General features: G+C 65.7%; 23 protein-coding genes. 11 read left to right on the top strand and 12 right to left on the bottom strand.

The annotated features are described in order from the left end of the window. Both AAGA11_12300 and AAGA11_12295 read left to right on the top strand, forming a co-directional pair. On the top strand, positions 1–460 hold a 460-nt coding region (locus AAGA11_12300), incomplete at its 5' end, for a hypothetical protein (protein ID MEM9603637.1). A gap of 205 nt (positions 461–665) precedes the next feature. Next, entirely contained in the window at positions 666–1,403 is a 738-nt protein-coding gene (locus AAGA11_12295) for a DUF4344 domain-containing metallopeptidase (GenBank protein ID MEM9603636.1), read from the top strand. A 51-nt stretch (positions 1,404–1,454) separates the two neighbouring features. On the opposite strand, the gene AAGA11_12290 is transcribed toward AAGA11_12295, so the two are convergent. Next, positions 1,455–2,255: a TerC family protein gene (locus tag AAGA11_12290; GenBank protein MEM9603635.1), complete on the bottom strand. Its 801-nt coding sequence runs from the start codon at positions 2,253–2,255 to the stop codon at positions 1,455–1,457. Between the two features lie 35 nt (positions 2,256–2,290). Then, positions 2,291–2,782, bottom strand: a complete 492-nt coding sequence (locus AAGA11_12285) for an Lrp/AsnC family transcriptional regulator (GenBank protein MEM9603634.1) — start codon at positions 2,780–2,782, stop codon at positions 2,291–2,293. Positions 2,783–2,949: 167 nt separating this feature from the next. On the opposite strand from AAGA11_12285, the gene ald reads away from it, so the two are divergent. From ald to AAGA11_12255, 6 genes are all read left to right on the top strand, one after another. Then, on the top strand, positions 2,950–4,071 hold the full coding sequence (ald, locus tag AAGA11_12280; protein ID MEM9603633.1) for an alanine dehydrogenase: 1,122 nt from the start codon (positions 2,950–2,952) through the stop codon (positions 4,069–4,071). Between the two features lie 231 nt (positions 4,072–4,302). Continuing rightward, the gene (locus tag AAGA11_12275) at positions 4,303–5,547 is read left to right on the top strand and encodes a sarcosine oxidase subunit beta family protein (protein ID MEM9603632.1); all 1,245 of its coding nucleotides are present in this window, start codon (positions 4,303–4,305) and stop codon (positions 5,545–5,547) included. A 12-nt stretch (positions 5,548–5,559) separates the two neighbouring features. Beyond that, the gene (locus tag AAGA11_12270) at positions 5,560–5,850 is read left to right on the top strand and encodes a sarcosine oxidase subunit delta (protein MEM9603631.1); all 291 of its coding nucleotides are present in this window, start codon (positions 5,560–5,562) and stop codon (positions 5,848–5,850) included. Further along, positions 5,847–8,840 (top strand): sarcosine oxidase subunit alpha family protein, encoded by a 2,994-nt coding sequence (locus AAGA11_12265; GenBank protein MEM9603630.1) that lies wholly within the window; start codon positions 5,847–5,849, stop codon positions 8,838–8,840. The genes AAGA11_12270 and AAGA11_12265 overlap by 4 nt, the downstream gene beginning before the upstream one ends. Further along, a complete protein-coding gene (locus AAGA11_12260; protein MEM9603629.1) occupies positions 8,840–9,415 on the top strand; it encodes a sarcosine oxidase subunit gamma family protein in 576 nt (191 codons plus the stop codon). The genes AAGA11_12265 and AAGA11_12260 overlap by 1 nt, the downstream gene beginning before the upstream one ends. A gap of 107 nt (positions 9,416–9,522) precedes the next feature. Further along, on the top strand, positions 9,523–10,740 hold the full coding sequence (locus AAGA11_12255; protein ID MEM9603628.1) for a hypothetical protein: 1,218 nt from the start codon (positions 9,523–9,525) through the stop codon (positions 10,738–10,740). Positions 10,741–10,767: 27 nt separating this feature from the next. Here the strand turns inward: AAGA11_12255 and bmt are convergent, their stop codons facing one another. Together bmt and AAGA11_12245 are read right to left on the bottom strand one after the other, a co-directional pair. Then, entirely contained in the window at positions 10,768–11,805 is a 1,038-nt protein-coding gene (gene bmt, locus AAGA11_12250) for a betaine--homocysteine S-methyltransferase (GenBank protein ID MEM9603627.1), read from the bottom strand. Between the two features lie 295 nt (positions 11,806–12,100). Beyond that, positions 12,101–12,811 carry an HAD family hydrolase gene (locus AAGA11_12245; GenBank protein ID MEM9603626.1) on the bottom strand — a complete coding sequence of 237 codons (711 nt, stop codon included), beginning with the start codon at positions 12,809–12,811 and terminating at the stop codon, positions 12,101–12,103. Between the two features lie 86 nt (positions 12,812–12,897). Between AAGA11_12245 and AAGA11_12240 the strand changes: the two genes are divergently transcribed. After that, complete coding sequence (locus tag AAGA11_12240; protein ID MEM9603625.1) at positions 12,898–13,578, top strand: DUF599 domain-containing protein; 681 nt, start codon at positions 12,898–12,900, stop codon at positions 13,576–13,578. Positions 13,579–13,875: 297 nt separating this feature from the next. Here the strand turns inward: AAGA11_12240 and upp are convergent, their stop codons facing one another. Together upp and AAGA11_12230 are read right to left on the bottom strand one after the other, a co-directional pair. Continuing rightward, positions 13,876–14,502 (bottom strand): uracil phosphoribosyltransferase, encoded by a 627-nt coding sequence (gene upp / locus AAGA11_12235; protein MEM9603624.1) that lies wholly within the window; start codon positions 14,500–14,502, stop codon positions 13,876–13,878. A 92-nt stretch (positions 14,503–14,594) separates the two neighbouring features. Further along, entirely contained in the window at positions 14,595–15,179 is a 585-nt protein-coding gene (locus AAGA11_12230) for an FKBP-type peptidyl-prolyl cis-trans isomerase (GenBank protein MEM9603623.1), read from the bottom strand. A gap of 372 nt (positions 15,180–15,551) precedes the next feature. On the opposite strand from AAGA11_12230, the gene AAGA11_12225 reads away from it, so the two are divergent. After that, a complete protein-coding gene (locus tag AAGA11_12225; protein MEM9603622.1) occupies positions 15,552–16,634 on the top strand; it encodes a patatin-like phospholipase family protein in 1,083 nt (360 codons plus the stop codon). A 22-nt stretch (positions 16,635–16,656) separates the two neighbouring features. On the opposite strand, the gene AAGA11_12220 is transcribed toward AAGA11_12225, so the two are convergent. The 6 genes from AAGA11_12220 to AAGA11_12195 form a co-directional block, all read right to left on the bottom strand. Then, positions 16,657–17,070, bottom strand: a complete 414-nt coding sequence (locus tag AAGA11_12220) for a DoxX family protein (GenBank protein MEM9603621.1) — start codon at positions 17,068–17,070, stop codon at positions 16,657–16,659. A gap of 135 nt (positions 17,071–17,205) precedes the next feature. Next, positions 17,206–18,978: a dihydrolipoyl dehydrogenase gene (gene lpdA, locus AAGA11_12215; protein MEM9603620.1), complete on the bottom strand. Its 1,773-nt coding sequence runs from the start codon at positions 18,976–18,978 to the stop codon at positions 17,206–17,208. A gap of 10 nt (positions 18,979–18,988) precedes the next feature. After that, positions 18,989–20,686 carry a dihydrolipoyllysine-residue acetyltransferase gene (gene aceF / locus AAGA11_12210; protein MEM9603619.1) on the bottom strand — a complete coding sequence of 566 codons (1,698 nt, stop codon included), beginning with the start codon at positions 20,684–20,686 and terminating at the stop codon, positions 18,989–18,991. A 15-nt stretch (positions 20,687–20,701) separates the two neighbouring features. After that, the gene (aceE, locus tag AAGA11_12205; protein ID MEM9603618.1) at positions 20,702–23,353 is read right to left on the bottom strand and encodes a pyruvate dehydrogenase (acetyl-transferring), homodimeric type; all 2,652 of its coding nucleotides are present in this window, start codon (positions 23,351–23,353) and stop codon (positions 20,702–20,704) included. Positions 23,354–23,599: 246 nt separating this feature from the next. Next, the gene (mtaB, locus tag AAGA11_12200; GenBank protein MEM9603617.1) at positions 23,600–24,892 is read right to left on the bottom strand and encodes a tRNA (N(6)-L-threonylcarbamoyladenosine(37)-C(2))-methylthiotransferase MtaB; all 1,293 of its coding nucleotides are present in this window, start codon (positions 24,890–24,892) and stop codon (positions 23,600–23,602) included. 17 nt (positions 24,893–24,909) lie between these two features. After that, positions 24,910–25,407: a GNAT family N-acetyltransferase gene (locus AAGA11_12195; GenBank protein ID MEM9603616.1), complete on the bottom strand. Its 498-nt coding sequence runs from the start codon at positions 25,405–25,407 to the stop codon at positions 24,910–24,912. A 167-nt stretch (positions 25,408–25,574) separates the two neighbouring features. On the opposite strand from AAGA11_12195, the gene gap reads away from it, so the two are divergent. Beyond that, complete coding sequence (gene gap, locus AAGA11_12190) at positions 25,575–26,591, top strand: type I glyceraldehyde-3-phosphate dehydrogenase (protein MEM9603615.1); 1,017 nt, start codon at positions 25,575–25,577, stop codon at positions 26,589–26,591. The last annotated feature ends 198 nt before the right edge of the window (positions 26,592–26,789 follow it).

Genomic DNA, 26,789 nt, shown 5'->3' with positions numbered 1-26,789 from the left:
CGCCATCGCCGCCGTCGCCGCCATCGCCGCCGCCGCCATCGCCGCCATCGCCGCCGCCGCCATCGCCGCCGCCGCCATCGCCGCCATCGCCATCGCCGCCAACGCCGCCATCGCCATCGCCGCCGCCGCCATCGCCGCCGCCGCCGCCGCCATCGCCGCCAGGACCGGGTTCGACGCCGCCGGTTCCCGTGCCGGCACCTGCGCCACCGCCGCTGCCGTCTCCGCCTCCCCCAGTGTCGCCACCGCCCGTGTCGCCACCACCACCGCCACCGGCGGAGGTGTCAGGCACCGCGTGTTCGTAGTCGTCCGATGGAGGCGCCTGTCCCAACTGGACCGTGCGTGGGTCGATGTCGCCGTCGCAGGCAGCCAAGACGGCCAGAGCGAGCAGGGAAAAACAGAAACGCGTCGGAGAAACCATGGCTATCGCCTGATCGGGTTGCGTGAGCGCGAAGTGTGTTGAGCCGTTCGGGGTGTGACTGTGGCCCAGTTCGCATTCTGCTCGGGGGCGGATGGCTTCGCCAGTTGTCGGCAATCTGTGTGCGAATGTGTGATCGATAAATGAGATAGCTGTGCTGGCGCTGTTGCAGCGTTGGGACACTGACGCCGTAGAGGACAGCGCGCGTTCGGGTGCCTACAATTACCGGTTAAACCACAGGTACAGCGTCATGTTCACGACCACGATCAGGGCCGCAGCAGTGGCGGCGTGTCTGCTCTCCTCGTCGCTGCTCGCCGGCCAGACCTTTGTCAGTGTCGAGTGGCCGCAGACTGCGGCTGCGCGCGAGACACGGGATGCGCTGCTGCGCGCCGGCACCCTGGAAAAACTCGTTGAGGTTGCGGACCGGTACACGCTGATGCGCGGTGAGCTCGGCGTCACGGTGGGGCACGCGTCCAAGAGTGGGTTCGATCCGACCACCAACACCATCGTGCTCAGCTATCGACACTGGCAAAGTGTGGTGCGTCGGGCCACGGCGGTTGGACACCTCGCCGAGGGGCAATCGCTTGGTACGCTCGCGGATGACGCGATGATGTACTCGGCGATCCACTTGCTGGCGCATGCCGTCATGGCGCAACAGGACCCGGCGACGCAGCGGCTGGGCGACGATGCCGTCTCTGATCTCGCGACCGTGATCCTGCTGGAGTTCGTGCCTGACGGCGCGCGCATCGCGCAAAACGCCATGTACCTGTACGACGACACCATCGCCGTGGCCGGTGAAGACAGCTACTGGCTGGACCACGGCCACAGCATCGAACGTGTCTGGTCGGGTACCTGCCACCGCGACGCCGACACCGGACGTGATGACCGCGCCGTGTGTCAGAGCAACTACAACCAGATGGTGGCGAGTTGGGCCTCGGTGTTCGAACCCGAGCAGGCTGAACGCATGCTCAAAACGGCGTCCCGTTGACCCGTTGAGCGCAGCGCCCGGCAACCGGACGGGCTCCGGAGGGCCGGGAACTCAGGACGCGGACTGACCGGTCTTCGCGGTGGCCCGTTGCAACAAGGCCTGGAGCTTGCGCTGGTAGCGCGTTTGCACGATGTCCACCAGTACCATCACGAAGATGACCAGGTAGAACGTGGCTTTGCTCAGCGGCTCGATGGCGTAGCCGAACAGGCTGAGGTGCGCGAGGTGGGCGCCCTCCGAGATGAGCATGACAGCGACCAGGAACAGGATGAACAGGCCCACCACCTCGTACATCCGGTTCTTCTTCAGGAAGTCGGTGACGCGGTCTGCCAGCCAGATCATCAGAACCCCGCCGATGATGATGGCCGTTGCCATGACCGTGAAATTGTCGGTCAATGCCATCGCCGACAGGATCGAGTCAAACGAGAACACGGCGTTCATCAGCACGATCCAGGTCAGCGCGGCGAAAAAGGATTTGCGTGGTCGATCGCCTGCCTCGTGCACCTCAATGACGAGCATGTGGCTGATCTCCTTGGTGGCGGTGTAGAGCAGGAACACCCCGCCAATCAACACAACCACGGCTTGCAGATTGAATGTCCCGACGATCACGCCGACCCACTCGATGTGGAAGAGCTCGGTCTGAAACTTGTCGAGCACCGACACCAGGGCCCAGAGCAGCACGATGCGCAGGATCACGGCGAGCGCAATACCAAGCTTGCGCACTTGCGACTGCTGTGCCTTGGGCACACTCTGTGATTCGAGCGAGATATACAGCAGGTTGTCGAAGCCGAGCACGGCTTGCAACATCACCAGCATCATCAAGGTGAAGAGATTTTCGAAGCTGAACAGGTCCATCGGTTGGGCTCTCGGCGGTCTGGCGGCGGGTGACGCTAGGGTCGGTTGAGACGCAGCGCCGTATCACTGTAGACCGATCGTAGCGACAGTTTGGTCTGGGTGCCAATGACCCCCGGGAGATTCATCAGATCGTCGAAATACAAGCGTTCGAAGTCCTGTGCGTCGCGGTAGGCCATCTTGACGATGTAGTCGGCGTCGCCGGCGATCAGGTGCACTTCCAGCACCTCCGGTATGGCCACAATAGCGCGCTCGAACTGCTTGAACAGGTCGCGTGATTGGCGCTCCATGCGGATCAACAGGAACGCGGTGCCGGCACGGCCCAGTCGCGTTCGCCCCAGCAGGGCGACGTAGCGGTCGATGACACCGAGGTCCTCAAGGCGTTTCACGCGGCGCAGGCACGCGGACGGGGAGAGATTGACGCGTTCGGACAGGTCGGCATTCGACATGCGCCCATCGTGCTGCAGCAGTTCGAGAATCCGTCGGTCGCGGTCGTCCAGTTCCACCGCGTCTGTGGTACCACGTTGCATGATCTGAATAATGTTCTGTGTTATTCGGGAATGTTAGAAGAAAATTGTTTTCCAGGGTGGAATTGTCGCCAAATAGCAACACTATACGGTATGGGGCGGTACAAACTGTGCGCGGGATTTGACAAGGCCGGAACGTCCCGGTCAGTCCGCCAACTGGAGTACGCCCCATGAAAATCGGATGCCCCAAAGAGATCAAGAACCACGAGTACCGCGTGGGTCTGACACCGACTGCCGCGCGCGAACTGGTGCGCGCGGGTCACAGTGTGACGATGGAGTCCGGTGCCGGTGCCGGGATCGGCGCGGACGATGCCGCGTACACCGCCGTTGGCGCCGGTGTGGTCGACACCGCCGAGGAGATCTTCGCCGAATCGGACATGGTCGTGAAGGTCAAGGAACCCCAGGCCGCCGAGCGCAAACAGTTGCGTGAAGGCCAGCTGCTGTACACCTACCTCCACCTCGCCCCCGACCCCGAGCAAACGCGGGACCTGTTGGCCTCCGGCGCGACCTGTGTCGCCTACGAGACCGTGACCTCCGCGCGTGGCGGTTTGCCGCTGTTGGCGCCGATGTCCGAGGTGGCGGGTCGGCTGTCGATTCAAGCCGGCATGACCGCACTCGAGAAGCCCCACGGTGGCCGCGGGCTGTTGCTCGCCGGTGTTCCGGGCGTCGAACCCGCGAAGGTCGTGGTGATCGGCGGCGGTGTGGTTGGGCGCAATGCCGCCGAAATGGCAGTGGGCCTGCGCGCCGACGTGACCGTGCTCGACCGCAATGTCGACACGTTGCGGGCGCTCGACGCCCAGTTCGAGGGTCGTGCACGCACTGTGTACTCGACCCACGATGCCCTGGAGCGCCACGTGCGCGAGGCCGATCTCGTCATCGGTGCGGTGCTGATTCCGGGGGCGTCTGCACCGAAGCTCGTCACCCGTGAAATGATCGCCGGCATGAACCCGGGCGCCGTGTTGGTGGATGTCGCAATCGACCAGGGCGGGTGTTTCGAGACCTCGCGCGCCACCACCCACGCCGACCCCACGTATGAGGTCAGTGGCGTCGTGCACTACTGCGTCGCCAACATGCCGGGTGCCGTGCCCCGCACAAGCACCTACGCGCTGAACAACGCGACCTTGCCGTACGCGATGGCACTGGCGAACAAGGGTGTCAAGCAGGCGCTGCTCGACGACGTGCACCTGCGCAACGGCCTCAACGTGATCGCCGGCAAGGTCACGCACGCCGAAGTCGGTGAAAGCCTCGGTTTGAGTGTCACGGACCCCGTCTTCGCCCTCGAGGCGGCCTGAGCGGCCGCCTGACCCGGTCAATCCTCGGGTGCGGTCCGTCACAGGGCGGACCGCTCTGAGTTGACCACCGCGGCAGAATCCGTCAGCGTGCGGTCCGACTGCGCTCGCCGTCATCGGCGAGCGTCGCTTTTGAGCAAACTGCCGCCCCGACGGCCCCCTATCATGCCGCCGCAGCCAGCGCGCGGGAGGGTCTCGCCGTGGGCATGTCGAAATCCACAGGGTGCAGGCCTGATGTCGCGCTACTCCGTTTTCTCCTTGGTGCGGAACGCACTGAGCTACCACCAGAACTGGCAACGCGCCTGGCGCAGCCCGGACCCGAAACGCGAGTACGACATCGTGATCGTTGGCGGCGGCGGGCACGGCTTGGCCACGGCGTACTATCTGGCCACCGAGTGCGGCATCACCAACGTCGCGGTGGTCGAGAAGGGCTGGCTCGGTGGCGGCAACACCGGCCGCAACACCACGATCGTGCGCTCGAATTACCTCTGGGATGAGTCTGCCGCGATTTACGACCACGCGATGACGCTCTGGCAGGGCCTGTCTCGCGAGCTCAACTACAACGTGATGTACTCCCCGCGAGGCCTGTTGCACCTTGCGCACAGCGTGCACGACATGCAGGAGATCCAGCGCCGCGGCAACGCGATTTACCTGAACGGGATCGACAGCGAATTCCTCTCGCCCGAGCAGGTCAAGGCGATGGTGCCCTACATGCAGATGGACGGCCGCTACCCGGTGCTCGGGGCGCTGCTGCAGAGGCGCGGCGGCACTGCCCGACACGATGCGGTGGCCTGGGGGTATGCGCGCGGCGCCGACGCCGCTGGCGTTGACATCATCCAGAACTGCGAAGTGACCGGCTTCGACATCCAGGACGGCGCCGTTGTCGGCGTTGAAACCACGCGCGGCCGCATCGGTGCGAAGAAGGTCGGGGTGGTTGCCGCGGGCCACTCCTCGGTCGTCGCGGAGATGGCGGGCTTTCGCATGCCGCTCGAGTCCTTCCCGTTGCAGGCGCTGGTGTCCGAACCGGTCAAACCGGCCGTAGACTGCGTGATCATGTCGAACGGCGTGCACGCCTACATCAGCCAATCGGACAAGGGCGAGCTCGTGATCGGGGCCAGCTCCGACGCCTACAACTCCTACACACAGCGCGGCAGTTTCGACGTCATTGAGGACACGCTGCAGGCCATCTGCGAGTTGTACCCCCTGTTCACGCGCATGCGCATGCTGCGCCAGTGGGGTGGCATCGTCGACGTGACGGTGGACCGCTCGCCGATCCTGACCAAGACGCCCGTGCGCAACATGTACTTCAACTGCGGTTGGGGCACTGGCGGTTTCAAGTGCACACCGGGCTCCGGCCACGTGTTCGCGCATTCGTTGGCCAACGGTGAGATGCACCCGATAGCGGCGCCGTTCTCGATGGATCGCTTCCACAGTGGTGCCTTGATTGACGAAGGCGCCGCGGCTGCGGTGGCACACTAAGGGGAAACGAGCATGCTGTTGATCACTTGCCCTTGGTGCGGCGAGCGCGACCAAACGGAATTCCATTGCCACGGCGAAGCGTTCATAGCCCGGCCTGCGAATGCACTCGACATGACCGACGAGGAATGGGGCGACTACGTGTTTTTTCGCAAGAACGTGAAGGGTATCCACTACGAGCGTTGGTCCCACGACCACGGTTGTGGTCGCTGGTTCATTGCAGTTCGAAACACGGCCACTGACGAGTTTTTGGGTTTCTACAAGCCGGGTGAAGAGATTCCGGCTTTTGAGTTGGAGGGCGCATGAGCGCGAACTACCGACTGCCAACGGGTGGCCGCATCGACCGCGGCCAGCCGGTGCGATTCGAGTTCGACGGCCAGAGCTACTCGGGGTACGCCGGCGACACACTCGCCTCGGCGCTGTTGGCCAACGGCGTGACGCTGGTCGGCCGGAGCTTCAAGTACCACCGGCCACGCGGCATCCTCGCCGCCGGCGTCGAGGAGCCAAACGCCCTGGTGCAGCTTGAACGTGGTGCCTACACCGAGCCGAACACACGTGCCACCAGTGTCGAGCTCTACGACGGCCTGCAGGCCGACAGCCAGAACCGGTGGCCCAGCCTCAAGTACGACATCGGCGTGGTCAACAGCTGGTTGTCGCGGTTCTTTCCGGCGGGCTTCTACTACAAGACCTTCATGTGGCCCGAGCGCATGTGGACGACCTACGAGCACGTCATCCGGCGGGCCGCGGGCCTTGGTGTTGCGCCGAAAGAGCCGGATCCGGACCGCTACGAGCACCGCTACGACCAGCCCGATCTGCTGATCGTCGGCGGCGGGCCGGCGGGCCTCGCCTGTGCGCTGGCCGCGTCTCGCGCGGGCAAACGGGTGGTGCTGGTCGACGAGTCGGCCGAACTCGGCGGTGCCCTGCTCGGCGACACGGCCGAGATCGACGGCAAGGCGGCCGTGGACTGGGTGGCCGACGTGGCGGCCGAGCTCGCGGCGGCGGACACCGTGCGTGTGTTGACGCGCACCACGCTGACGGGCTACTTCGATTACAACTACCTGATTGCCACCGAGCACGTGACAGCGCATCTCGGTCCGCAACGCAGCGACGCCGTGCCACGTCAGCGCCTGTGGAAACTGCGGGCAAAACAGGTGGTGCTCGCCACCGGCGCCATCGAGCGCCCGCTGGTGTTTGCCGACAACGACCGTCCTGGGGTCATGCTAGCGTCGGCCGTGCGGACCTACCAGCACCGCTACGGGGTGTTGCCCGGCCACGCCGTGGTCGTGTTCACCAACAACGACAGCGCCTATGCGACTGCGATAGACGCGGTGGGTGCCGGCCGCCCGGTGACGCTGGTGGATTGCCGTACAAGCGCCGGTGACGCGGTCACGGAGCGCGCCCGCAGCGCCGGTGTCGAGTTGGTGTTCGGCAGCGCCGTGACGGCCGTGCGCTACAGCGGCGGCATCCAGGGCGTCGACGTGATGAGCCTGAGTGCCGACGGGCGCACCGTGTCGGGGTCCGTGCGGCGCATCGACTGCGACCTGGTCTGTTCGAGTGGCGGCTGGAACCCGGCGGTGCACCTGCACAGTCAGGCTAAGGGAAAACTGCGGTGGTGCGAGGACACCCAGACCTTCGCACCCGCCGCAACCGCCCCCACCATGGCGCACGCGTCGGTGGGCGCGTGCAACGGCAGCCTGACCTTGTCGCACTGCCTTGAGGAGGGCTGGGCGGCCGGTGGTGGCGAGGGCGACGGCCCGCGGGCCGAGGCGGCGCCGGTCGGTGCGGCACTGCGCCCGCTCTGGGTGGTGCCAACCGACCACCCGCTTGGCGAGGGGCCGAAAAAGCACTTCCACGAGTTTCAGAACGACGCCACGGCCGCCGACCTGCTGCTCGCCCAGCGCGAGGGCTTCGAGTCCATCGAACACACCAAGCGCTACACCACCACGGGGATGGCCACCGACCAGGGCAAGACCTCGAACGTCAATGCGATCGGTATCGTGGCCGAGTCGCGCGGTGTGCCCGTTCCCTCGATCGGCGTGACCACCTTCAGGCCACCCTACACGCCGCTGACCTTCGGCGCCGTGGTCGGGCAGAACCGACGTCACCTCTTCCACATGGTGCGCAAGACGCCCATGCACGCCTGGTCCGAGGCGCATGGCGCGGTGTTCGAGGACGTCGGCGACTGGAAGCGGGCGCGCTACTACCCGCGCGGCGGCGAGGACATGGACGCGGCTGTGCGGCGCGAGTGCAAAGCCGTGCGCGACGGCGTGGGACTCTTCGACGCCTCCACGCTCGGCAAGATCGACCTGCAGGGGCCGGACACCGCCTGGCTGCTCGAGATGCTGTACACCAACGCGTGGCAGGGTCTCGCAGTGGGCAAGTGCCGGTACGGACTCATGCTCAACGAGCACGGTATGGTGTTCGACGACGGTGTCACCACGCGACTCGGTGAACACCACTACCACATGACCACCACAACCGGCGGCGCTGCGCGGGTCATGGGTTGGATTGAGGAATGGCTGCAGACCGAGTGGCCCGACAAGCGTGTCTACGCCACCAGCGTTACAGAGCAGTGGGCGGTGATGGCCCTGAACGGCCCGCGGTCCCGCGAACTGCTGCAGAAACTCACGGACGACGACGTCAGCAATGAGGCGCTGCCGTTCATGTCCTACAAGGCCGTCACCCTGGCCGGTGTGCCGGCTCGGGTGTTCCGCATCAGCTTCACCGGCGAACAGTCCTTCGAGGTCAACGTACCGGCGCGCTACGGTCGGCATGTCTGGGAAGCCCTGGTGGCAGCCGGGGCGGACATGGAACTCGTAATGTACGGCACCGAGACCATGCACGTGTTGCGCGCGGAGAAGGGTTTCATCATTGTCGGCCAGGATTCGGACGGCACCATGACGCCGGCGGACCTCGGCATGGACTGGATCGTCAGCAAGAAGAAGGCGGACTTTCTCGGCAAGCGCTCACTCAGCCGCAGCGACACCGCACGCCAAGGGCGCAAACAGTTGGTCGGCCTGCTGACCGAAGACCCGGAACTGGTGTTGCCAGAGGGCGCTCACATCGTCTCCGAGGTGCGCGCCGCGCCGCCCATGCCGATGCTGGGCCACGTGACGTCGAGCTACTACAGCCCGAACGTCGACGGCGGGCGCTCGATCGCGATGGCCGTGATCGCAGACGGGTTCAACCGCAAGGGGAGCACGGTCGACCTCGCGCTGATCGACGGCCGCGCCGTGCGCGCCAAGGTGGTCGATCCGGTCTTCGTCGACCCTGCCGGTGAACGGGTGAAAAGCTGATGACGACACAGAACGGAACACCGGCGGCGCGCACCGCGCTGCAGGACACCAACGCCCTCAACGGCGCCGTCAGCGTGCGCGAGCTGCCGTTGTCGGGAAAGATTGCCGTGCGGGGTGCCGCCGACGACGCAGCGTTTGCCGCCACCCTCGCACCCGGGGACAACCCCCTGCCGACGGCGGTGGGCGAGCGTGCCGAGGCCGACGGCGTGCGCGTGGTCTGCCTGGGACCGGACGAGTGGCAGGTGCACGTGCCGCTGGATCGGGTCGACGCCGAAGTGACGCGCCTGCGGGACGGCTTCGGCACGGCGCACAGCGCGGTGGTCGACGTCAGCGACTACTTCACCGTGCTCGAACTCGGCGGTGTGGCCACGCGCGAGGTGTTGGCCAAACTCACGCCGCTCGACGTCTCCGCCCAGGCCTTGCCCGCGGGCTCGACTCGACAGACGCGGATGGCAAAGTGCACCGTGCTGCTGACCATCCAGTCGGATCACTGCGCGCGCCTGCAAGTGCGTTGGAGCCACGCGGAATACCTGCACGACTACCTCGTCGAAGCGGCCCGCGAGTTCAACCTCTGACGGCAGCGGGTGGCGTTTCGCGCGCGAGCGGGGCGCCCCGGTCACGGGTACAATGACGGACCGAATCCGCGCTGTGCGGTGAACTGGCATCCAGAGGAACTCCGGTTGTGCCCTTCGATTTGCGAGCGAGCCTTCTGTCCCTGAGCCTGCTGGCCGTGCCCCTGGTCGGCGTGGGCATCACGCTCGAGGACTACGTCGACCCCAACAGCGAGTGGGAAGAGGCGTTTGTCGTCGGGCAGTTCTCGGCCAACAACCGCAACTTCAACGCCGAGCTGGCCAACCAGAGCCAATCTCAGGCCGCGATCGACAGCGGCACGGTGCTGCCGCGCGCCGATTTTCAATCGAGCTACAGCCTGACCATCAACGCCGATTACCGGCGGGTCTACAGCACCTTGCCGCTGGTCTGGAGCATCGAGGGCAACGCGACCGGCACGCTCTCGCGTGGCACCGCCGACGGGGCCGGGAGCGCGGACAACATCACGAGTTCGGCGGTCGGTCGCTACGACAGCTACCGCGACCGCAACCCCAATCAATTCTGGTTTGCCGGTGGCGAGTTTCGAGATGAAACGCCGGGTGCCGATGCGTTCGCCTTTGTGCAGGCCGGTGTCGGCTACGGACGGGTGATCAACGCCACCGCACTGGCACGGGCAATCCGCATGGTCTCCGTGCTGCAAGAGTACCGCCTGCTGACCATCTACCCGTCCGACGTGGTGCTGTTGCACCTCGCGCAGACGATCAACCGCGAGGCGGAATACCGTGCGCGTCTCGGCGAGGACGGCTACCGCGAGGCCTGGTACGACGACATCGAGGAGACGCTGCTCGGCGCGGGCCTGATCGACGGGCAGGGTCTCGGTGCGCTGGGTGTCATCAAGATCGACGAAGTGCTCAGCCGCGAGAACATCAACACGCGCGAGCACGGCTTTGTCACCCGCCTGGGTGTGGGCTACCTGGTGTCCGACCCCGGTGGCGACGACGGCGACGCCGCAGTCAACCTCAACTTCCGCTACGCCAAACCCTTCGGCAACCGCGGACAACTGATCGAGGATGCGAGTTTCAGCCGCTCGCTTGAACGCAGTGGCCAGGGCAGTTTCCGCAACCAGCTGAGCTACACCTACGAGATTTCCGACGTGGTGGACTGGGTCAACAACTGGAGTCACGTGCGCCAACAGAGCGACACCAGCGACACGCTGACCAGCGGGTTCATCTACGACATCAGCAACACCTTCGAGCTCGACCTCTCGGTCAGCGTGTCCCGCTCGGATGAGGATGCCGTCTCGGGGGTCAAAGGGCGCTTGAACACCGCGCTGCGCTACCGGTTGCGTTGACCGAGAGCGCCACGCGATCCGACGCCATCAGCTCGCCTTGCGCACCGGGCGACGGCGACCTGCACGGGCCGGTTTCGGTGTCGTTTCACCTCGGAACAGCCTGCGTGTCCCCTCGGATACCGACCCGAGGGAGGCTTCAATGGCGTCGAGTGTGGGCAGAGCGCCGCGCTCGTGCGTGTCGATCACGGTGCGCATGGCGGCCAGATGGGCCGGTGTGGTGCCACAGCAACCGCCGATGATGCGTGCGCCCGCATCAATAGCCAGAGCGGCGTACCGTTGCATGACCTCGGGTGTACCGGAGTAGACGATCTTGCCGTCAAGGTATTGTGGAATACCGCAATTGGCTTTCGCCACGAGGGCGTCGACGCCGAGTGGCGTCTCGCGTTGCGACGTGACAAGAGCTGCGACGACTTCTGACGCGCCGAGGCCACAATTGCCTCCCCAAGCCGCAGGGCGTGTGGCTTGTGCCGCTTGAAATTGCCGGACATCGGTTGGGGTGAGGCCCATCATGGTACGGCCATTGGTGTCGAAGCTAACCGTCATCACGAACGGCAGGCCCGTTTCGGCCGCGGCCGTTACCGCAGCCTCTGATTCCTCGCGTGACGACAGGGTCTCGAGCCACAGCACGTCGGCGCCGCCGTCGGCGAGTGCCAGCGCCTGCTCGCGGAAGATGTCGGTGGCCTCGGCCACCGTGCGCGGTCCACTCGGCTCCAGGATATCGCCGGTCGGGCCCATGGATCCCGCGATGGCCACGCGCCGGCCGCTGGCGTCGACGGCCTCGCGCAACAGGCGGGTCGCAGCCACGTTGAGCTCGCGCACGCGGTCCGACGCCCGGTGCAGTGCCAGGCGACTGCGGTTGCCGCCGAAGGTGTTGGTGAGCACGATGTCGGACCCGGCGTCGATGAAGGCCCGGTAGTGCGCGCTGATCCGATCGGGGTGATCGGTGTTCCAGAGCTCCGGTGCGTCACCGCTTTGCAAACCCATGGTGAACAGGTTGGTACCCGTCGCGCCGTCCGCGAGCAGCACGCGGCCGCTGGCGAGCAAATCCTCGAATGTGTTGGTCATCGCAGACTGCCGGATGGGGATCCTGCCTCGAGTGTAGGGCGCGGCGCGGCGGCTGGCGCTGAAGAAATTTCCACGCCCGATTGCAGACAATTCAACTCGACGTTGACAGGGCGCTGAAAAACCATTGTGAAGACCGGGCGTCCCCACCCAATTGCTTCGTTGCTGTCGCTCCGGCGCACCGGCTGCTCGAACCTCGCCTATCTGCCCGTGTGCCGGACCAGTGATATGTCTCGGCCTCTGCCGGAGCGCCGGGCCGGCTGCTCGCGCCTCGCATGTGGTCTTCTCGCGACGTTTTTCAGCATCCGGTTAAGAGCGCCGCCAGGCTGTCGTACCCGTCCACGTCGGCGTGCGGCGGCGGCGCCGTGGGGTGGGCCCACGCCAGTTGGTCGGGGTTGTACCAGACGCCGTGGCAACCGAACTGCTGGCAACCGATCACGTCCGTGACCGGGTTGTCGCCAACGTGCGCGAGTTCCGCTGCCGGCACCGACACGGCCTCGCAGGTCTGTTTGAAGATCCGCGCGTCCGGTTTGGCCGCGCCGGCGTCCTCGGAGCGCACAGACGCGCTGAAGTAGGTCGCCAGGGGCGTCTTGAACACGTCGGCGTTGCCGTTGGTGCAGGCCACCAGCGGGTAGCGGGCGGCCAAGGCCTCGAGAAAGGCCTCGCAACCCGGGTAGGGTGTGACCGCGTTGCGCAGTGCCAGAAATTCCTCGAGCAGCGCGTCGCCGCCGTCGCGGTAGCCGAAGGACGCCAACAGCTCGTCGAAAAACACCCGACGCAACCGCGTCAGGTCGTGGTGCAAGGCCGGGTGCGCCTGAAAGAACGCCATCCGACGCGCGCGCAGCGCGTCGAAATCGAGCGCGTCAGACACCGCGCTGTAGCGCGCCTGGATGCGCGCGTAGATCGCGGTCTCGGCTGCGATCAACACCGGCTGCACGGGCCATAGCGTGTCGTCCAGATCGAAGGAGATGGCCCGCACACGGGTGAAATCGGGGTGGTGAATGCGCACAGTCGGCAGGTCGCAGCGTCGGAGTCAGCCCTACACTATAAGCCTCTGCCGCGCGGATGACACGCGATCACAGTTCGGGACCCCACATGAATTTCAACGCGCTGGACCTGATCGGTCTGCTGGTTTTTTCACTTGGCTGGTTCGGCTACGTCAGCCTCGCCGACGGCGTGTACCGCGACCGCAGCATCACGGCGCGCATGGACGCGATCCGGCGCGACTGGATCGCCGGGATGGCTGCGCGCGAGATCCGCATCGTCGACTCGCAAATCCAGTCCGCCCTGATGCAGGGGGTCGGTTTCCTCGCCTCGACTGCGGTGCTGATGATCGGTGCGATGACGGCGATGCTCGGTTACGGCGACGCGACGTTTTCGCTCTCCGAGACCGGCTTCGACCCGAATTCCGTCGGCGTCAACTGGCGCATCAAGGTGGTGCTGGTTGCCGGCGTGTTTGCTTTCGCGTTTTTCAAGCTGATGTGGAGCTATCGTCTGTTCAACTATTGCGCCGTGTTGATGGGGGCGATGCCAGAGCAATCGGCACCGGCGTCGGACGTCGAACTGCGCATCGAGCAGTTGGCGCAACTCCACATGTTGTCCGCGGAACACTTCAACAACGGGCTGCGCGCGTACTTCTTCGCCATCGCCTGCTTTCTGTGGCTGTTGCACGCGGCCGGTCTCGCCGTCGGAACGATCTGGGTGCTCTACGTGCTGTGGCGCCGGGACTTCTCGTCTCGATCGCGGGCGATCGTTGGTGGGGACGTGCGGCGGTGAGGGCGGGGGCGCCTGCGACCGGATTGTCTCGAACCCTGCAATACGACCACCCGAGTCGGGTGCCGATGGCGTGAGCAACCGGTCGCAGGCTGGCGACCCCTATCGCGTTGCAGCAACCCCTTACTGCGCTGCGAGTGGGATGCATTCTGCGTCAAGCGCCTGACGCTGGCTGTGACCGTGTCGAGGGTTCCCGGCCAGCCGGGCTCTGCACACCGCGGTGTGTGCCGGTTTTGAGACACAGCCCACGGGATGGGCGAGGGGGTGGCGCACCGTGGGCGTGCGCCGTGTCGCAGATTCTCAGCGTGTGCCGAAGATCTTGTCCCCGGCATCGCCGAGCCCGGGCAGGATATAGCCGTGCTCGTTCAGCCGCTCGTCGAGTGCAGCGGTGTAGATGTCCACATCCGGATGGGCCGCCTGCATGGCGTCGACGCCCTCGGGGGCCGCGACCAGAAAGAGCGCGCGAATGTCAGAGCAACCCTTGGCCTTGAGCATGTCAATGGTCGCGATCGCGGTGCCGCCAGTCGCGAGCATCGGGTCCAGCACCACGGCGCGGCGTTGGTCGACGTCCTGGCAGAGTTTTTCGAAGTAGGGCACGGGTTGCAGTGTGGTCTCGTCGCGGTACAGCCCGACGACTGACACGCGCGCGCTCGGGATCGCCTCGAGGCAGCCGGTCAGCATGCCGAGGCCGGCGCGCAGGATCGGCACCACCGTCAGCTTTTTACCTTGCAGTTGTTCGACGTCCACCGCACCGGACCAGCATTCGATCGTTGTGGTCTCGGTGGGCAGGCTGCGGGTGGCCTCGTAGGTGAGCAGCATACCCACCTCGCCAGCGAGGTCGCGAAAGCTCTTGATGCTGATGTCGGCACGGCGCATGAGCCCGATCTTGTGCTTGATCAGGGGGTGGTCGATCACATGCAGCGTCATGGTGGGGTCCGGTCTGAGGTGGTCTGGTGACGACAGGGTAAACAGCCGGCGGGTGGAAGTCACCCGCCGGTGTACTCAGACGCGGTGTCGCATCAGCCGCCGATGGCGATCAGCTCGACGTCGAAGATCAACGCCTGGTGCGGGCCGATCGACCCGCCGGCGCCGCGCGCGCCGTAGGCGAGGTCCGAGGGAATGTAGAAGGTGTATTTGCTGCCCACGGGCATGAGCTGCAAGCCCTCGGTCCAGCCGGGGATCACCTGGTTGAGCGCGAAGCTCGTCGGTTCGCCACGGGCGATCGAGCTGTCGAACACCGTGCCGTCGATGAGTCGGCCTTCGTAGTGCACCGTGACCTGATCCGTGGCCGCCGGCTTCGCGCCGTCGCCGGCAACCTTGACCTCGTACAGCAGGCCGGAGTCGGTGGACATCACGCCTTCGCGCGCAGCCTGCTCGGCGAGAAAGGCCTCGCCGGCCGCGCGTGCTTCTGCGGTGGCCGCTTCCTGCGCCTTCTGTGACTCGGCCTGGACGATCTGGTTGGCGGTGTCGAGGTCGATTTCAAGCGCCGCCTTCTGGTGCGCCGCTTTCAGCCCCTCGAGCAGCCGATCGTAGTCGAGCTCCTGGTACGGGGTGAGTATGCGGTCACCGATCAGGGCGCCGAGGCTGTAGCTGAGGTCCTGCATGTCTTGATTGGCTCCAACGCTGCCAGCAGTGGTCAAGCCTGCGGCGAGCAGCAGGGCCGAGGTAATCGTTTTCAATGGAGTGAGTCCTTGGTGCCGCAGCCAGGCTGCGGGAGGGTGGTAGCGCGCGTAGCGCGCCGAGCCAGGCACCGCCGGTTGGTGGTGCGTGGGGCATTGTAGTGTGGTGAACAGGACCGTTCCACGCTTTCGCCGCTGGGCACCACACCGTTGGGATGGCTGTCCGGGGTCAGGGTTCCGCGCGTGGGCGGCAGCCCGACCGGGTGGATGACAGGCACTGCATGCGGTTGTGCGCACCGCGCACCCGATGCCACGACACCCTACACTGCGGGTCCGAATTCGACGGAAATGCGGAAGATGGCGGACAGACTGGTGCTGCATGCCGGGACGGCTGCGCGTGAGTACATTCGGCAGCACGGCTTGCAGCCAGCGCACGTCCGCGCCGTGGTCGGCGCCTCGGGTGCCGCGAAGTGGCTCGGCATCTGCGGGCTCGATCAGGCCGTGTTTGGCGACTGGTTGCCGCGTGACGGCGCACAGCCGATTGATCTGCTCGGTACCTCGATTGGCACTTTCAAGTTGGCCGCTGCCTGTCAGGACGATCCGCGGCAGAGTCTGGCGACCCTGGCCGAGGCCTACATCGCGCAGCGTTACCACGGTGTGCCCACGCCCGAGTCGATCTCACGGGAGACTGCTCGCATCGTCTCGGTCGCGCTGCCGGACGGGGGATCGAGCATCCTCTCGCACCCGCGCTACCGCTTTCATGTTGGCACCGCGCGCTGCCACGGCGGGCTGGCCGACCCGCGGCCCGGCGGGCAGAAACGCGCTATCGTCGCGGGCTTCTTCGCCAACCTGAGGGGCCGTGCGCGACTGCATCACTGGGCCGAGCGGGTGGTGTTCAGTGACCCGCGCAGCGCGTGGCCATTGGCACCGGTCGACGGCGTGCCGAGCCAACAGGTGGCGCTGTGCAACGAGAACCTCGGTGACGCGGTGGTAGCCTCGGGGGCACTGCCTGTCTACATGCAGGGTGTGCACGACATCCGTGGCGCGCCCACGGGGGTGTACCGTGACGGTGGGCTGCTCGACTACCACCCGGTGCCGGACTGGCTGTTCGCTGCGAATGCGCGCGAGGGCGTGGTGCTCTACCCGCACTTCTTTGCGCACGTGAGTCCCGGCTGGTTCGACAAGGCGCTGCGCTGGCGACGTGCCCGAGCGCAGGACTTGCGCAACGTTCTGCTGATTTCACCGTCGGCTGCGCACGTCGAGCGCCTGCCCGGCGGTCGGCTACCGGACCGACGGGATTTCAGCCGGTGTGCCGATGCCGACCGTCAGGCGCGCTGGCGCGCGGCACTGGCCGAGAGCCAGGCCTTGGGTGAGGCGTTTCTCGCGTTGGTCGACAAGCCGGAGCGCCTGGTGGCACAGGTGTTACCGATCCCAGCGTAACGCGCCGTGCGAAGTTCGCCCGTCAGTCGGGACGCACCGCGTAGCGGCCGCTGCCGAGAAACACCATGGCAAGCGCGGTGAAGAGGAAGAAGGCCTGCACCTCTAGCGCATAGCCGCCGGTTTCATTCAGCAGCATCAGTTCGCTCTGGTGTGCGAGGAACAGCGCAAAGCCCATGTTGACCACGATGATCAACCCACCGAAACGGCAGAAGGCGCCGAGGATGATCATGATCGGCGCGAGGATCTCGCCGACGTAGACACCGTATGCCAACTGTGGCGGCAGGTTGTAGCCTGCGAGCATGTTCTCGAGCCACACCAGGTCACCGCTGAGCTTGGCGTAGCCGTGGAACAGCATCAACACGCCGAGCGTCAAGCGCAGGACGAGCTTGCCGAAATTGTTGCCAGCCGTGTTGGTTTCGTTGATGTGATCAAGCATGGATTGGCTCCGTTTTATCTGTGTTGCGCGCACGGTAGCACGCGAATGGGCATAGCTATAGCACAGGCCGGCGCCGGCGTTGCACATTCACACGGCGCGTCAGACAAGTGTCAGAGCGGTGACGCTGCTGCAGTGTCAGCGGCGGCGTTGAGGTGGTAAATCAGTACAACTTCCGTGCGCCACTTCAGCGGCCAGGCCGATCGATTCGCCCAGTGTGGGGTGCGGGTGAATGGTCTTGCCGATGTCGACGTCGTCGGCACCCATTTCGATCGCGAGACACACTTCGCCAATGTAGTCACCCGCGCCCGTGCCGACGATGCCGCCGCCGATGATCCGGCCGCTCTCGGCCTCGAACAGCAACTTGGTGAAGCCTTCGGTGCGGTTGTTCGCGATCGCGCGCCCGGACGCCGCAAACGGAAACTGGCCCTTGCGGTAGTCGATACCGGCCGCCTTGAGCTCGCTTTCCGTCTTGCCGGCCCAGGCGACCTCGGGGTCGGTGTAGGCCACGCTCGGGATCTGCATCGGGTCGAAGGCCGCCGCTTTGAGTTTGTCGTCGTTCAGCAACTCGCCTGCGATGACCTCGGCCGCGACGTGCCCTTCGTGCACTGCCTTGTGTGCCAGCATCGGCTGGCCGACGATGTCACCGATCGCGAAGATGTGGGGCTGTGCCGTGCGCATCTGCGCGTCGACGTCGAGAAAACCGCGCTCGGTCGGCGTCAGGGCCGCCTGCTCGACGTGCAGCAGCGTGCCGTTGGGTCTGCGCCCGACGGCCTGCAACACGAAGTCGTACACCACGTCGGCGTCCGGTGCCGCCTCGCCCTCGAAGCTCACCCGGATGCCGGCCTCGATCGCTTCGGCCGCCGTGGTGCGTGTGTTCAGCATCACGCGGTCAAAGCGCGACGCGTTGTGTTTCTGCCAGGCCTTGACCAGGTCCGGGTCGGCACCCGGCATCAGCGATCCGGTCATTTCGACAATGTCCACCGACGCGCCGAGGGTCGCGTACACGGAGCCGAGCTCGAGGCCGATGATGCCGCCGCCGATCACCAGCATGCGCTTGGGGATGGCCGGCAACTCGAGTGCCCCGGTCGAGTCGACGACACGCGGGTCGTCCGGCAGAAACGGCAAGTTCACCGATTCGCTGCCCGCCGCGATGATGCAGCGATCGAAGCCGATGTGGGTTTCGCCGCCGTCGGCGAGGGCCACCCGGAGGCGATTGGGCCCGGCGAAGGTCCCGACACCGCGCACCACGTCCACCTTGCGTTGTTTTGCCATGCCGGTGAGGCCACCGGTCAGCTTGGCGACCACGTTGTCCTTGTGCGTGCGCAAGCCGTCGAGGTCGACTTCGGGGGCGGCAAATCGCACGCCGGCGTGCGCAAGGTGGGCGGTTTCGTCGATCACCGCGGCGATGTGCAGCAACGCCTTCGAGGGGATACAGCCGACGTTCAGGCACACACCGCCGAGTGTCGGGTTGCGTTCGATGAGCACGGTGTCGACGCCGAGGTCGGCCGCCCGGAACGCGGCCGAGTAGCCGCCAGGTCCGGCACCGAGCACCAGCAGCTGGCAGTGTCGGTCGGTGTCCTGTGCAATCGACGCAGCAGCCGGTGTCTCGGGTGCAGCGGCGGGGGCGTCGAGAGGCGCGTGAGCGGCGGGTGCGGCCGAACCGGACTCGGCGAGCTCCATCACGCCGATCACGCTGCCCGCGGATATCGTGTCGCCCACCTTGACCTGCAGGCTTGTGAGCGTGCCAGCGTGTGGGGCCGGAATGTCCATGCTGGCCTTGTCGCTCTCGACTGTCAGCAGGGACTGCTCGACTGCCAACACGTCGTTGACCGACACGTGGACTTCGATGATCTCGACGTCGTTGAAGTCGCCGATGTCGGGCACTTCGATGGTGTGCAGTTCAGCCATGCCCGCGGCCCTAGAGCATCAGCCGGCGAATGTCGCCGAGCAGCGTGGAGAGGTAGGCGCAAAAGCGGGCGGCGTCGGCGCCGTCGATTGCACGGTGGTCGTAGGAGAGCGACAGCGGCAACATCAACCGGGGCTCGAAACTGTCGCCGTTCCACACCGGTTGCATCTTGGCGCGCGAGACGCCGAGGATCGCGACTTCCGGCGCGTTGACCAGCGGGGTGAAATGCGTGCCGCCGATGCCGCCCAGGCTGGAGATTGTCATGCAGGCGCCCTGCATTTCGTCGGGTTTGAGTTTCTTTTCCCGCGCGCGTTTGGAGACGTCCATCATCTCTTCGGCGAGGTCGAACACCGACTTGGTGTCAACGTCACGGAACACGGGCACCACCAGGCCGTTCGGCGTGTCCACCGCGATGCCGATGTGGTAGTACTGCTTGTAGATCAGCGCTTCGCCGTCGGGCGAGAGCGAGGCGTTGAATTTCGGGAACGCCTTCAGCGCGCGCGCCAGGGCGATCATCTGGAAGCTGAGGCTGCTGACGCGCACGCCGCGCTCGGCCGCGTCTTCCTTGATCGATTTACGAAAGGCCTCGAGCTCGGTGATGTCGGCCTCGTCGTTGTGGGTCACCAGTGGCACGTTCAACCACGACCGGTGCAGGTTGGCCGCCGAGAGCTTGTTGATCCGGCTCAGCGGGACGCGTTCGATCGGACCGAAGCGGGAGAAGTCGACCTCGGGTATCGGTGGAATGCCGGCCCCGCCAGCGCTGGCGCGGCCGCTGGCGTTGACGCCCACACTGCCGGCGTTCTCGACCACGCCCCGGACAAAGTCGGTGACATCCTGCTTGAGAATCCGGCCCTTCGGTCCGGTACCCGAGACTTGCGTGATGTCGGCACCCAGCTCGCGCGCGAACTTGCGCACCGACGGGCTGGCGTGGGCTTTTTTGCCGGTGTTGCCGGACAACGCCGCTGTCGGCGAGCGCGACGCGGCGGGCGCGCGAGGCGCCGGTGCCGTGCTTGCAGGGGCAGCGGGGGGTGGCGGCGGTGCGTCGGGCACGGCGGCGGGCGCGGCCGGTTGGTCTTTCGCAGCATCGGCTGCCGCAGCGACGGCTGCCGCAGCGACGGCTGCCGCACCACTCGCGCGGAGCACGGCGACCTGGTCGCCCTCGGAGACCGTGCTGCCGACCTCCACATCGACCTGCACGATCTCTCCGGCCTGCGGGCTCGGCAGGTCCATGCTGGCCTTGTCGCTCTCCAGCGTCAGCAGGGCCTGCTCCGCGTCGACCGTGTCGCCGGGCTTGACCATCACCTCGATCACCGTGACCGTGTCCGTGCCGATGTCCGGCACGGTCACCGGCACGGCCTGGCTCGCGCTGGGCGTGGCCGGTTCCGGTGCACTGTCGGTCGCATCGGCGTCGGCAGCCGGCGCGGCGTCGCCCGACGCAGCGGCGCCCGACGCGACGGCGCCCGACGCAGCGGCGCCCTCGAGGGTGACGATGACGGTGCCCTGCGACACGGCATCGCCGGTGCTGACGTTCACAGCGACCACCGTGCCGGCGTGCGAACTCGGCACGTCCATGCTGGCCTTGTCGCTCTCGAGCGTGACCAGCGATTGCTCCTCCGCGACGGTGTCGCCGACCGCAACCAGCACCTCGATGACCTCGACCTCGCCAGAATCGCCAATGTCCGGGACGCGCACTTCAATCTGTTGGCTCATGGTTCCGTCCCGCGATCAGGCAAACATGGGGTCAGGCTTGTTGCCACTGAGCTTGTACCGCTTCATGGCATCGCCGACCAGGCTGCGTGGCACCTTGTTGTCCTCGGCGAGCGAGTGCAACGCAGCGACCACAACGTAGAACCGGTTGACCTCGAAGAACTCGCGCAGCTTCTCGCGGGTGTCCGAGCGGCCGTAGCCGTCGGTGCCGAGCACCGTGTAGGCGCCCTTGAGCCAGGGCCGAATCTGTTCGCCCCAGGCCCGGATGTAGTCGCTCGAGGTGATCGTCGGCAGCGACTCGTCGAGCACCTGCGCCACCCAGGGCTCGCGTTGCGGCTTGTCCGGGTTGAGCATGTTGTAACGTTGGCAGGCGGCACCGTCGCGAGCGAGTTCGTTGAAACTGGTCACCGAGAACACGTCGGCGTCGACACCGAAGTCGGCCTTGAGCAGTTTCGCGCCCTCGATGACTTCGCGCAGGATCGTGCCCGAGCCGAGCAGCTGCACCTTGTTCGTCTCACCCTCGGCGCCGTGCAGTTTGTAGATACCGCGGATGATGCCTTCCTCACTGCCTTCGGGCATCGGTGGGTGAGCGTAGTTCTCGTTCATCACCGTGATGTAGTGGTAGACATCATCCTGGTCCTGGTACATGCGCTTGAGGCCGTGCTGGATAATCACGGCCAGCTCGTAGGCGTAGCAGGGGTCGTAGGTGACGCAGTTCGGAATCGTGCTGGCGAGCACGTGGCTGTGGCCGTCTTCGTGCTGCAGGCCCTCGCCGTTGAGTGTGGTTCGGCCGGCGGTGCCGCCGAGCATGAAACCACGCGCTCGCATGTCCCCCGCCATCCAGGCGAGGTCGCCGATGCGCTGGAAACCGAACATCGAGTAGTAGATGTAGAACGGCACCATGTTGACGCCGTGCGTGGAGTAGGCTGTCGCGGCCGCGACCCAGGAGCTCATCGCGCCGGCCTCGTTGATACCTTCCTCGAGGATCTGACCGCTCTTGTCTTCCTTGTAATACATGATCTGGTCGCGGTCTTGCGGTTCGTACAGCTGGCCGACCGAGCTGTAGATGCCGAGCTGACGGAACATGCCCTCCATGCCGAAGGTGCGCGCCTCGTCGGGCACGATCGGCACGACGTTTTTGCCGATTTGCTTGTCCTTGACCAGGGTGTTCAGGATGCGCACGAAGGCCATCGTGGTGGACATCTCGCGGTCACCCGAACCGTCGAGCAGCGCCTGGAACGCCGCGAGTTTCGGCACATCGAGGGGAGCTGCGAATTTCTTCCGTGCCGGCAGGAAGCCACCAAGGGCGCGTCGCCGCTGGTGCAGGTAGGTCATCTCCGGGCTATCGGTGTCGGGCTTGATGTATTCGAGTTGCTCGACCTGCTCGTCACTCAGCGGTATCTCGAAGCGCGTGCGCATCTTCTTGAGTGCCTCGAGCGCCATTTTCTTTTGCTGGTGCGTGGCGTTGGTGCCCTCGCCACTCTCGCCCATACCGTAGCCCTTGACAGTCTTGGCGAGAATCACAGTGGGGCGATCGTGGGTGTTCACGGCGGCGTGGTAGGCCGCGTACACCTTGTGCGGGTCGTGCCCGCCGCGGTTCAGTCGCCAGATATCGGCATCCGCGAGGGTGGACACCAGCGCCTTGGTGGCCGGGTGCTTGCCGAAGAAGTGCTCGCGCGTGTACGCACCGCCTTTCGCTTTGAAATTCTGGTACTCGCCGTCGACGGTGTCCATCATCACCTGTTGCAGGTGACCCTCGGTGTCGCGCGCGAGCAACGGGTCCCAGTACGAACCCCAGATCACCTTGATCACGTTCCAGCCCGCGCCACGAAACACGCCTTCGAGCTCCTGGATGATCTTGCCGTTGCCGCGCACCGGCCCGTCGAGCCGCTGCAAGTTGCAATTGATGACAAAATTCAGGTTGCCGAGTTTCTCCCGGCCCGCGAGCGAGATCGCGCCGAGCGACTCCGGCTCGTCCATTTCCCCGTCGCCCATGAACGCCCAGATCTGGCGGTTGCCGGTCTGGCTCAGGCCGCGGTCCTCGAGGTACTTCATGAACCGCGCCTGGTAGATCGCCGAGAGTGGCCCGAGGCCCATCGACACCGTCGGAAACTGCCAGAAATCCGGCATCAGGTAGGGGTGTGGATAGGACGAGAGTCCGTCGCCGTCGACTTCACGCCGAAACTTGTCGAGGTCGTCGCTGCTCAGGCGCCCCTCGAGGAAGGCGCGCGCGTAGATTCCCGGTGCGCTGTGGCCCTGGATGAACAGCAGGTCGCCGCCGTGGTCCTTGGTCGGAGCGTGCCAGAAGTGGTTGAAGCCGACATCGTAGAGGGTCGCGGCGGACGCGAAACTCGCGATGTGGCCGCCGAGGCCCGAGTCGTCCTGGTTGGCCCGCAGCACCATGGCGGTGGCGTTCCAGCGGATCATCGAGCGAATCCGGTGTTCGAGCTCGTGGTCGCCAGGGCTCGGGGTCTGCTGCTCGACGGGGATACTGTTGATGTACGCCGTGGTCGCCGTGTAGGGCAGGTTGGCGCCGCTGCGGCGCGCCTTGTCGATCAATTGCTCGATCAGGAAGTGCGCACGGTCGACGCCCTCGTGTTCGACCACAGCGTCGAGCGCGTCCAGCCACTCACGTGTCTCTGTGGGATCCGTGTCGGGACGCTTGCTCATGCCAACCTCTCATTCCGGTGTCGAGTGACGGCCCGCGCCCAGGCGCGTTGCCGTTGCACTGTCCCTGTGTCTCGCTGGTGCACGTCGGGACCAGTATCGCGCAAGTATAGATTGATGCGCACCCGCGCTGCAGTCACACAGGGGCGACGACATCACCGAACAGTTTGTTGCCAATGAAACCGCTTGGACACACGCGAGGGTGGTCGTCTGGTGCGCTGCCGCGGATGGCTACGGGCGGGCGTAGGCTCAGGCCGGGGCGGCCAGCACCCACCCCTTCGGGCCACGGTGAACTGACGTGATATCCACGTCTGTGACCGTGGCCGGGTCGGTTGGCGCGGGGCTGCGGCGCTCGACGCGCACGAAATTTTCGGTGTAGCCGGTTTGCACCGTGATGCCGTCGTCCGTGAGCAGACCCTGGCCCTCCCACAGCACGCGTTGGCGCGTGCCCACCATCGACATCAGCGTGCCATGCTTGAGTTGATCGGCGAGGGCGTGCAACGCCTGCGAGCGCGCGGCCTTGACCGCGCTGTCGACCGGGTCCGGGAGGCGTGCTGCCTTGGTGCCCTCGCGTTCGGAAAAGCTGAAGATGTGCATGTGGCCGAAGCCGATCCGCTCGACGGTGGCGAGCGTCTCCTGCCACTCGGCGTCGGTCTCGCCGGGAAAACCGACAATGATGTCGGTGGTCACGTTGAAGCCCGGCACCTGTGCACGGGCGTCGGCGACCATGGCTTCGAATTCCGCGGTCTTGCAACGCCGTGCCATGCGCCTGAGCACGCTGTCTGACCCACTTTGCAGCGGCAGGTGCATGTGCGGCATCAGGCGCGGGTTGTCGAACAGTCGCCAGAAACCCTGCGGCAGGTCCCAGGGCTCGACCGACGCGAAACGCAGGCGCGGCAGATCGGTATCAGCCAGAATGGCCTCGACCAGGTTGCTGAGATGGCAGTCGAGATCCGAGCCATAGCCGCCGACGTGCACGCCCGTGAGCACCGCCTCCTGAACGCCGAGCGTCGCAAGGCGGTTGATCTCATCGACCACCTCGGCGATCGGGCGGGACCGTTCTGCACCTCGGGCCGTGGTGACAATGCAGTAGGTGCAGCGGTAGCGGCAGCCGTCCTGGACCTTGATGAACGCCCGGTGCCGGTTGCGCATGAACAATGAGGGTTCGGCCGGTGCGGTGGCGATCTCCGGCATCACCGGCAGTTCGAGCTTTGCCAGTGCCGTGTCGACCAGACTGTCTTTGGCGGCGTTGTCCAGCACCAGGTCGACGCCGAGTTCGGCCGCCACGCTTGCCTCGGACAGCGTGGCGTGGCAACCGGTGACAACGAGCTTGCCGTTCGGGTTGGCGCGGTGGAGACGCCGCAGCGTCTGGCGGGATTTGCGCACAGCCTCGCGGGTCACCGCGCAGGTGTTGAGCACGGTCAGGTCAGCCGTGTCCGGTGTCGGCACGAGGGTCGCACCGCGTGCGCGAAACTGCTCCGCCCAGGTTTCCAGTTCGGCTTCGTTCAGCCGGCATCCAAGGGTGTTGAGGTGTACGTTCATGCTGGACAGTGGTGGTGTCAGCTCGGAAACCAGACCAGTTTCCGCGCCGTGCGGGTCCGCGATTCTTCCACAAAGCCGCAGCGTTGGTAGAAACGCCGGGCCGGGTTGGAGTGCAACACCGACAGGCGGATCGGTTTACAGCGTCGGCGGCCCCGCGCCTGGCACTGTTCGACCAAGCGCAAGCCGATGCCCTGGCCTTGCCAGTCGGGGTGGATGAACAGCTGCTCCAGGCGAAGTTCGCGGCTTGATTCCTCCAGCGCGAAGAAGCCGATTCGCGTGCCGTCGACCATGAGCACCCGCCAGCGGCCCTCGGCGCACCGTGCGCCGATGTGCCGCGTCATCGCGGCCGCGTTCCAGCGCCCGACGTCGCACTCGATCCAACGGCGCAGCGTGAGCTCGATGAGCTGTGCTGTGAAAAAGCGGTCGGCGGCCGTGATCGCCCGCGAGCGGACGGCGCTGGGGCGAATGGCTTCGGAGGCCTGCGGTGCGGGAACGTCGTGTAACAGCAGGGCCATGCCGCAGCCGTGTCGGTGTGGTGGACCGACAGTGTAACAGTGACCGTGTCGGGCCAACGCTCCGCCGGCGTCTGTAGCCGTTTATGAAACTTGACTACACATTTTTGGTCTTACTAGTATCTTCCGGGGAAATACTGTAGCTGTACTACATCATTGGAAGGACTGCCATGACACGAGTTGCTATCAACGGATTCGGGCGTATCGGCCGGCTCACGCTCAGAGCCTGGATCGAATCAGGCCGCGACGACCTCGACGTGGTTGCCGTCAACGACCTGATGCCGGTTGACACCATGGCGCACTTGTTCGCCTACGACTCCAGTCACGGACGCTTTGACGGCGAGGTGGTCGCGGGTTCGGACAGCCTGACCGTGGCGGGCCGCCGCATCGCCGTCTACCAGCAGCCGGCGCCGGAAAAACTGCCGTGGGGTGACCTTGGGGTCGACACCGTGCTCGAGTGCACGGGGCGGTTTGCCACGCGCGAGGCGGCGGCGCGCCACCTCGATGCCGGCGCCGAGCGCGTGTTGGTGTCGGCGCCGGCTAAGGGCGCCGAAAAGACGGTGGTGTTCGGGGTCAACCACAACGCCATGTCGGCTGACGACAGGGTGGTGTCGAACGCCTCCTGCACGACCAACTGCGTCTCGCCCGTGGCGGCGGCCTTGCACGGTGCGTTGGGTATCGAGCGTGGGTCGGTGACCACGGTACACGCCTACACCGGCGACCAATCGCTGGTGGACGCACCGCACAAGGACCTGCGGCGAGCGCGTGCAGCGGGGGTTGCGATCGTCCCGACGGCCACCGGTGCGGCCCGCGCCGTCGGCGACGTGCTGCCGGCGCTTGCGGGCAAGCTCGACGGCCAGGCGTTGCGTGTGCCGACCCTGAACGTGTCACTGGTCGAGCTGACTGTGTCCGTCGGCACCGACACCACGGTCGAGGAGGTCAATGCGGTGCTGGAGCGGGCAGCCGACGGGCACGTGATGGGCATCAGCAAAGCCCCGCTGGTGTCGTTGGACTTCAACCACCGGAGCGAGTCGTCGATCGTGGACACCGCGTTGACGCGGGTGGTGGACAAACGGTTGGTCAGTGTCAGCGCCTGGTACGACAACGAGTGGGGTTTCGCCAACCGGCTGCTGGACACCAGCGTGCACTGGAGTCTGGTGTCAGCCGACGCCGAAGCTGTGGCCTGAAGCCTGACTCGGCTGGCCGCCGGCTCAGGACTGCAAACGGACGCCTGCGGGCGTCCGTTTGCGTTTGGTGACCGGTGGGCCCGGGCAGGGCCCGGGAATGGCAGCCAATACGTGCAAAAGTAATTAACATAAATAACGCATCACGTATTACACATAAATTTCGCACTACGCCACAGTGTCGCGGTTGGCATGTTGGCT

Source organism: Pseudomonadota bacterium, from assembly GCA_039196715.1.
Taxonomy (GTDB): Bacteria; Pseudomonadota; Gammaproteobacteria; order CALCKW01; family CALCKW01; genus CALCKW01.
Note: the sequence above shows the minus strand (reverse complement) of the source record. Positions and strands in the feature narration are given on the sequence as shown.

Excerpts from the sequence above, each read along its gene's own strand:
- AAGA11_12265 (MEM9603630.1), top strand. The coding sequence starts at position 5,847 with ATGAGCGCGAACTACCGACTGCCAACGGGTGGCCGCATCGACCGCGGC.
- AAGA11_12275 (MEM9603632.1), top strand. The coding sequence starts at position 4,303 with ATGTCGCGCTACTCCGTTTTCTCCTTGGTGCGGAACGCACTGAGCTAC.
- ald (MEM9603633.1), top strand. The coding sequence starts at position 2,950 with ATGAAAATCGGATGCCCCAAAGAGATCAAGAACCACGAGTACCGCGTG.
- AAGA11_12290 (MEM9603635.1), bottom strand. The coding sequence starts at position 2,255 with ATGGACCTGTTCAGCTTCGAAAATCTCTTCACCTTGATGATGCTGGTG.
- AAGA11_12285 (MEM9603634.1), bottom strand. The coding sequence starts at position 2,782 with ATGCAACGTGGTACCACAGACGCGGTGGAACTGGACGACCGCGACCGA.
- AAGA11_12240 (MEM9603625.1), top strand. The coding sequence starts at position 12,898 with ATGAATTTCAACGCGCTGGACCTGATCGGTCTGCTGGTTTTTTCACTT.
- aceE (MEM9603618.1), bottom strand. The coding sequence starts at position 23,353 with ATGAGCAAGCGTCCCGACACGGATCCCACAGAGACACGTGAGTGGCTG.
- AAGA11_12260 (MEM9603629.1), top strand. The coding sequence starts at position 8,840 with ATGACGACACAGAACGGAACACCGGCGGCGCGCACCGCGCTGCAGGAC.
- gap (MEM9603615.1), top strand. The coding sequence starts at position 25,575 with ATGACACGAGTTGCTATCAACGGATTCGGGCGTATCGGCCGGCTCACG.
- aceF (MEM9603619.1), bottom strand. The coding sequence starts at position 20,686 with ATGAGCCAACAGATTGAAGTGCGCGTCCCGGACATTGGCGATTCTGGC.
- AAGA11_12225 (MEM9603622.1), top strand. The coding sequence starts at position 15,552 with ATGGCGGACAGACTGGTGCTGCATGCCGGGACGGCTGCGCGTGAGTAC.
- mtaB (MEM9603617.1), bottom strand. The coding sequence starts at position 24,892 with ATGAACGTACACCTCAACACCCTTGGATGCCGGCTGAACGAAGCCGAA.
- AAGA11_12230 (MEM9603623.1), bottom strand. The coding sequence starts at position 15,179 with ATGCAGGACCTCAGCTACAGCCTCGGCGCCCTGATCGGTGACCGCATA.
- AAGA11_12270 (MEM9603631.1), top strand. The coding sequence starts at position 5,560 with ATGCTGTTGATCACTTGCCCTTGGTGCGGCGAGCGCGACCAAACGGAA.
- AAGA11_12195 (MEM9603616.1), bottom strand. The coding sequence starts at position 25,407 with ATGGCCCTGCTGTTACACGACGTTCCCGCACCGCAGGCCTCCGAAGCC.
- bmt (MEM9603627.1), bottom strand. The coding sequence starts at position 11,805 with ATGACCAACACATTCGAGGATTTGCTCGCCAGCGGCCGCGTGCTGCTC.
- lpdA (MEM9603620.1), bottom strand. The coding sequence starts at position 18,978 with ATGGCTGAACTGCACACCATCGAAGTGCCCGACATCGGCGACTTCAAC.
- AAGA11_12295 (MEM9603636.1), top strand. The coding sequence starts at position 666 with ATGTTCACGACCACGATCAGGGCCGCAGCAGTGGCGGCGTGTCTGCTC.
- upp (MEM9603624.1), bottom strand. The coding sequence starts at position 14,502 with ATGACGCTGCATGTGATCGACCACCCCCTGATCAAGCACAAGATCGGG.
- AAGA11_12220 (MEM9603621.1), bottom strand. The coding sequence starts at position 17,070 with ATGCTTGATCACATCAACGAAACCAACACGGCTGGCAACAATTTCGGC.